The 6,691-nt window shown below is 70.7% G+C and carries 5 protein-coding genes; 2 read left to right on the top strand and 3 right to left on the bottom strand.

The window, feature by feature from the left end; all coding sequences use genetic code 11:
• A partial coding sequence (gene pta, locus AC2VOR_RS12775; protein WP_486963898.1) for a phosphate acetyltransferase occupies window positions 1-1,141 on the top strand: 1,141 nt, incomplete at its 5' end.
• The gene (locus AC2VOR_RS12770; protein WP_369740907.1) at window positions 1,131-2,279 is read left to right on the top strand and encodes an acetate kinase; all 1,149 of its coding nucleotides are present in this window, start codon (window positions 1,131-1,133) and stop codon (window positions 2,277-2,279) included. The genes pta and AC2VOR_RS12770, both read left to right, overlap by 11 nt.
• Here the strand turns inward: AC2VOR_RS12770 and AC2VOR_RS12765 are convergent.
• From AC2VOR_RS12765 to AC2VOR_RS12755, 3 genes are all read right to left on the bottom strand, one after another.
• Window positions 2,274-3,449 carry a DUF1501 domain-containing protein gene (locus tag AC2VOR_RS12765; RefSeq protein ID WP_369740906.1) on the bottom strand — a complete coding sequence of 392 codons (1,176 nt, stop codon included), beginning with the start codon at window positions 3,447-3,449 and terminating at the stop codon, window positions 2,274-2,276. The genes AC2VOR_RS12770 and AC2VOR_RS12765 overlap by 6 nt on opposite strands.
• On the bottom strand, window positions 3,446-4,759 hold the full coding sequence (locus AC2VOR_RS12760) for a DUF1800 domain-containing protein (RefSeq protein ID WP_486963897.1): 1,314 nt from the start codon (window positions 4,757-4,759) through the stop codon (window positions 3,446-3,448). The genes AC2VOR_RS12765 and AC2VOR_RS12760 overlap by 4 nt, the downstream gene beginning before the upstream one ends.
• Before the next feature lie 79 nt (window positions 4,760-4,838).
• On the bottom strand, window positions 4,839-6,691 hold a 1,853-nt coding region (locus AC2VOR_RS12755; protein WP_486963896.1), incomplete at its 5' end, for a tetratricopeptide repeat protein.

Here is a 6,691-nt window from a genome sequence, read left to right as displayed (position 1 = left end):
CGACGCCGCCAGCGCGGCGGCCTCGGCCCGGGGCCGGGTCACCGCAACCGCCCAACGCAAGATCGACACCGCGCTGCAGTTGATGGATCGCTACGTAGATATCCCTGATCTTCTTGCGCAGCTTGCTATTCCGATTCCCACGGTGACCACACCCCAGATGTTCATTCACCGGCTGACGCTGCAGGCGCGTTCGGATCGCAAGCGCATCGTGCTGCCCGAGGGCGACGACGACCGCATCCTCTCCTCGGCCGGGCGGCTGCTGCAGCGCGGTGTCGCCGACCTGACCCTGCTGGGCGACGAGGCCCAGATCCGGCACCGCTGCGCCGAACTGGGTGTGAACCTGGACGAGACGCGGGTCATCGATCCGCGCACCAGCGACCTGCGTCAACGATTCGCCGAGCAGTACGCCGAGTTGCGCAAGGCCAAGGGAATCACGGTGGAGCAGGCGCGCGAGATCATGCGCGACGCCACGTATTTCGGTACCATGATGGTATACAACGATATGGTCGATGGCATGGTTTCCGGCGCTGCGCACACCACGGCGCACACCGTCCGCCCGGCGCTGGAGGTGATCAAGACCGTTCCGGACGTCTCCGTCGTCTCCAGCGTCTTCTTCATGTGCCTGCCCGACCGGGTGCTGGCCTACGGCGACTGCGCGATCGTCCCCAACCCGACGCCCGAACAGCTGGCCGACATCGCGATCAGCTCGGCGCGCACCGCCGCGCGCTTCGGCGTCGAGCCGCGGGTGGCGATGCTGTCGTACTCCACCGGCGATTCGGGCGCTGGGGCGGACGTCGAAAAAGTCAGGGCAGCAACGCAGTTGGTGCGGTCCCGGGAACCCGAGTTGCCCGTCGAGGGGCCGATCCAGTACGACGCCGCGGTGGAACCCTCGGTGGCCGCGACCAAGCTGCGCGATTCGGCGGTGGCCGGCCGGGCGACAGTGCTGATCTTCCCGGACCTCAACACCGGCAACAACACCTACAAGGCGGTGCAGCGCAGCGCGGGGGCGATCGCGATCGGCCCCGTTCTGCAGGGGTTGCGCAAACCGGTCAACGACCTATCCCGGGGCGCGCTGATCGAGGACATTGTGAACACCGTCGCCATCACCGCGATCCAGGCGCAGGGTGCCCATGAGCGGTAACCGCCTCGTGCTGGTGATCAATTCCGGCTCCTCGTCGCTGAAATATCGTCTGCTCGACCCCGACTCGGGAGTGGCCCGCGCGTCGGGCCATGTGCAGCGGATCGGCGAGCCCTCCTCTGCGGTCCCCGACCACGACGCGGCCCTGCGCCGCGCTTTCGACACGCTGGCCTCCGACGGCATCGACCTGCGCGCGTGCGGGCTCTCGGCCGTCGGGCACCGGGTCGTGCACGGCGGCAACACGTTCTACCGACCTACGGTCCTCGACGACGCGGTGATCGCGCAACTGGATGAGCTGTCCCCGCTGGCGCCGCTGCACAACCCGCCCGCGATCCAGGGGATCGAGGTGGCCCGCCGGCTGTTGCCCGACGTCCCACACGTCGCGGTGTTCGACACCGCGTTCTTCCACGAGCTGCCGGCGGCCGCGGCGACCTACGCGATCGACCGCGAGCTGGCGCAGACCTGGGAGATCCGCCGCTACGGGTTCCATGGCACGTCGCACCACTTCGTCAGCGGGCGTGCCGCGCAGTTTCTGGGCCGGCCGGTCGGGGAGCTGAATCAGATTGTGCTGCATCTGGGTAACGGCGCGTCGGCGTCGGCGATCATGGGGGGCCGGCCCGTGGACACCTCGATGGGCCTGACCCCGCTGGAGGGCCTGGTGATGGGCACGCGCAGCGGCGACATCGATCCCGGCGTCTTCAGCTACCTGGCGCGAGCCGCGCAGCTGAGCGTCGAGGAGATCGAGTCGATGCTCAACCACAGGTCGGGGATGCTGGGCCTGGCCGGTGAACGTGACTTCCGCCGGATCGGGGAGATGATCGAATCCGGCGACGGCGCAGCCCGATTGGCCTACGATGTGTTCATCCATCGGTTGCGCAAGTACGTCGGCGCCTACCTGGCGGTGCTCGGGCACACCGACGTGGTCACCTTCACCGCGGGTATCGGCGAGAACGACGCCGCGGTGCGCCGCGACGCGCTGGCCGGTATGCGGGAACTGGGCATCGTGGTCGACGAGCGGCGCAACTCCGCCGCGAGCGACGGCCCGCGACTCGTCTCCGCCGACGACTCGCCGATCGCGGTGCTGGTGATCCCGACCGACGAGGAGCTGGCCATCGCGCACGACTGCCTGAGCGTCCTATAGGAAGCCCAGGGCGGTGCGGCCGGCCCCCACAGCGGGAGTGGGGTCGGTTCCCACGGTGCGCGAAAGCAATTCGAAGTACACGTCGCGAAAGTCGGTGGTGAACTTCAGGTCCCCGTGGTCGAGGTCCGTCAGGCTGGGTTCCGCGCCGTAAAAGCCGCCCCTGACCTGCGCGCCGGCAACGAACACGGGGCCGGCGGTGCCGTGGTCGGTGCCGTGGGAGGCGTTGGCGCGCACCCGGCGGCCGAACTCCGAGTAGGCCAGCACGACCACGTTGCGGTCGGCCATGTCCGAGAGGAAGCCGGTCACCGCCTCGTCGAGTGTCCGCAACAGGCGCTGCTGGGTGCCACGCTCGTCGGCGTGGGTGTCGAAACCGCCCAACTGCACCGTGTACACCCGCGTCGGGACGCGGGCCCGCACGGCGCCGGCCACCGTGTGCAGCTGCTCGGCGAGCGGGTTATGCCCGCGCCCGGCCGGTTTGACCGAAGCGAAGGACTTCTCGGCGGTGTGCGCGGCGCGATAGGCCCGGCACACGGCGGCCATCGCGGGGGTGTCACCGGGATCGTCGGCGCCCAGGGCCTCCATGACGGGGCCGAAGTCGCGCATGCCCGCGGCGTGGCCGGGGGAAAGCGCAGCCGCCGTGCGCTTTTCGCCGACAGCCAGCGGCGGCAGCACGGGGCCGATGTTGACCGCCCGCAGCGGGTCGTCACCGGTCGCGTCGAGCCAGCGGCCGATCCAGCCGGTCGCGACGGGCTCGGCCGGGGACGCGGTCTGCCAGATGTCCATGGACCGGAAGTGGCTGCGGTCGGGGTGCGGGTACCCCACACCGCGGACGATGGCAAGGCGGCGCCGGCGCCACAGCCCGGCCAGGCCCCGCAGAGCGGGGTTGAGCCCGAGTTGCCCGTCGAGGTGCAAGACGTCGCCGGGGTCGTACGCCAGTTCCGGGCGGGCATCGTGATAGGCGTTGTCCGCGTAGGGGATCAGGGTGTTGATGCCGTCGTTGCCGCCGTAGAGCGTGACGATCACCAGCACGCCGGAGTTCTCGGCCAGCGGCCGGTCGACGGCCGCGCGCATCAGGTCGGGCCACTCGACGGCCACCGCCCCCGACAGCAGGCCGGCCGCCCCGGCGCCCGCGCCGGCGATCAGGAACCTGCGGCGATTCATCCGGCTCATGACGTGAGGTACTCGGGGGTGTTGACGGCGGCCGCCACCAGCTGGGGCGGCCTTCGCGCCAGTGTCCGCAGGGCGCCGGCGCTGCGATCCGACCAGGTGCCGACGCCGATCAGGTAGCCGACCGCGTCGATGCGGTCGCCGGGGGCCGCGCTTTCGATGCCGGACAGGTCGCCGGTGTGCGCCATCCGCGCGGCCGCGCGCAGCCGCGCCGAGGCGGCGGCGGTGGACAGCCACGCCTCGCCGCGGGGCCACCCGCCGACGCTGGGCGGGTAGAACGGCCGCTGGCCCAGGGCCCGCAGCGTCGCGTCGGCCGTCTTCAATTCGCGTTCGTCGAGGGGAACGCGCAGGGCGCGCAGCACCCCGACCAGCCACTCGACCGGGGCATTGACCCTGACGGCCCGGCCGCCGGTCACGTCGGGGTCGGTGAGGATCGCCCGTGTCAGCGCACGCAGATCGCGCCGCGGCCCGTAGGCGGCGAGGAGCCGGTCGAGCGTCGGGGGCGTCGGCGGGTCGTCGGAGGCCATCTGCCGCCACAGCCGTCCGGCCACGTACCCGGCCGACTTCGGCTGGGCGAGCACGGCGTCGCAGAACCCGGCCGCGTCGAAGTCGCGGGTGACGCCGAACAACGTCTTGGCGCCCGAATCATGGCGTTTGGGCAGCATCGCGGCCCGGCCACCGGGGCCGATCACCCAGCCCGTCAGCGCCCGGGCGCCGGCGCGGACGTCGTCCTCGGTGTAGCCGTTGCCGTGCCCGAGGGCGAAGAGCTCCATGAACTCGCGGGCGAGGTTCTCGTTGGGGGCCCGGGCGGTGTTGGTCTGCCCGTCCAGCCAGCGCAACATCGCGGCATCGGTCAGCATCGTGAGGGCCAGGGTGCGGAAATCGCCCAGCGACAGGGTGCGCAGCTTCTGATTCTGCGCCGCCATCAGCGCTGCGACCCGCACCTTCTGCGCCGAGGTGGCAAAGTGGTTGTGCCACAAGAGGGTCAACTTCTCGTGCACGGGATGTGCCACGGTGACCATGCGGCGCAGCCACCACTGGGACAGGACGCGCTGTTGTTCGGACAACTGACGGTTGTACTGCTTGTGCGCCGCCCGGGTCGCCCGATTGCCCGGTGGGCGCGGCGCGGTCGGGGACGGCATAGGGGTGGCGAAGGCGCCCGGGTCGGCGTCGGGGTTGCCGGCCAGCATCGCGTCGACGCAGGACGGCCAATCGCCGTTCAGCGCGGCGTCGACCTCCGGACCGGTGACTCCGAAACCGGCCCGGCGCAGCGCGCGGGCCGTGGTGACCCACTGGCTGGACTGCCCCGGCATCACTCAACTGTGCGGCGGCTACCTATGTTTTCGCTGTGGAGAAGCGAAGTCGCGCGAGGCGGCGGAAAGGCCCCGGCCCCTAGAACGTGCTGGTTGGCCGCACGGTGTTGGCCATGTCGACCAGCGTGTAGCGGTGCCGCTGGGTCGGGGCGACGCGGGCCAGGTTGCGCAGCGCGGCCTCGACGCCCAGCCGCAGCCCGTGTTCGGTGAACGGGTAGCCCAGGATGTGGTTGGTGCTGGCCTCGTTGTCGGCCAGCCAGTCCAGCGCTCCGCCGAGCACCAGGGCGCGGATCTGCAGCACCCGCGGTTCGGTGGGGGGCAGCGCCTCGACCCGCCGGGCGGCGTCGCGGATCTCCTCCTCGGTGATCTCGCCCGTCGACCTGCCCGACATCAGGGTGACCGCGCTGGTCAGGCGTGCGGTGGTGAAGTGCCGCGAGGTCGCGGGCACCTCGTCGAGGGTGCGCACCGCGCCCGCTCGGTCGCCCTGGGCCGACAGGGCGCGGGCCCATCCGAACGCCGCCGAGATCACGCCGTCGTTGGTCTTCCACACCGTCTCGTAGAACTTGTGCTCATCGGTGTTGCCGGCGAGTTCGGCGGTCGCCGCCAGGGCCAGCTTGGGCGCCAGCTCGCCGGGAAAGGTGTCGAGCACCTCGGTGAAATGCTCGGTGGCGGCGTCGTAGTCGGCGGTGAGCAGTTCGGCCACGGCCCGGTACCACACCAGCCGCCACTGCCAGCCGACCCGTTCGGCCAGGTCGTCGAGCTTGCGGGTGGCCTTGGCCACGTCGCCGAGGTCAAGCAGCGCGCGGACCTCCATCAGCGGCAACTCGATCGATTCGGACAGTTCGACGTCGTCGGCGCTCAGCGACCCGTGGCGGGCCGCACGCAGCGAGTCCAGCGTCTGGACCGGCTGGGAGAGCACCGTCGCCTGCAGCACCGGGGCGGCGACGTCGGCGGGATTGACCAGCGGCACCGCCATCGCGGTCACGATCTCGCGGGCGGTCAGCCGCTCCGAGTGGACCTGGCCGTCCAGGTAGACGTCGGTGTGGGCGACGAGCAACTCGACCCCGAACGTCGAGCGGTTGGGGGAGAAGATCGTCGACAGCCCGGGCCGCGGCACCCCGCTCTCCCTGGACACCACCTCCCGCAGCACGCCCATCAGCTGCGCGGACATCTCCTCGGCGCTGACGAAGCGGCGCCGCGGGTCGGGGTCGGTGGCGCGGCGCAGCAGCCGGCCGAACGAGTCGTGGGTGGCCAGCACCGGGTCGTCGTCGGGCAGCCCGTCCACGTAGCGGCCGTTGCGGGTGCGCAGGTTCAGGGTGAGCGCCGCCAGCGTGCGCCCGACCGTGTAGATGTCGGTGGCCACCGTGGGGCCGGTCCGCACGATCTCCGGTGCCTGGAAGCCCGGGGTGCCGTAGAGGTAGCCGAACGAGTTGACCCGCGACACCGCCCCCAGGTCGATCAGCTTGAGCTGGTCCTCGGTGAGCATGATGTTCTCGGGCTTCAGGTCGTTGTAGACCAGGCCGATCGAATGCAGGTAGCTCAGCGCGGGCAGGATCTCCAGCAGGTAGGCGATGGCCTCGGCGACGGGCAGCTTGTCGGCCTTCCCGTCCCTGGGGTGCTGCTTGAGGGACTGCCCGCCGATGTACTCCATGACGATGTAGCCGACCGGATCGCCGTGGGAGTCCTTGTGCTCGACGAAGTTGAAGATCTGCACGATCTGCGGGTGCACGACCTCGGCGAGGAACTGCCGTTCGGCCATCGCGATCGCCTGCGCCTCGGCGTCGCCGGAGTGCACCAGGCCTTTGAGTACCACCGGACGGTCGTTGACGTTGTGGTCGAACGCCAGGTACACCCAGCCCAGACCGCCGTGCGCGATGCAGCCCTTGACCTCGTACTGGCCGGCCACGATGTCGCCGGGATTGAGCTGGGGCA

Source organism: Mycobacterium sp. TH-M103 (assembly GCF_057473785.1).
This window is presented reverse-complemented; position numbering and strand designations above follow the sequence as displayed.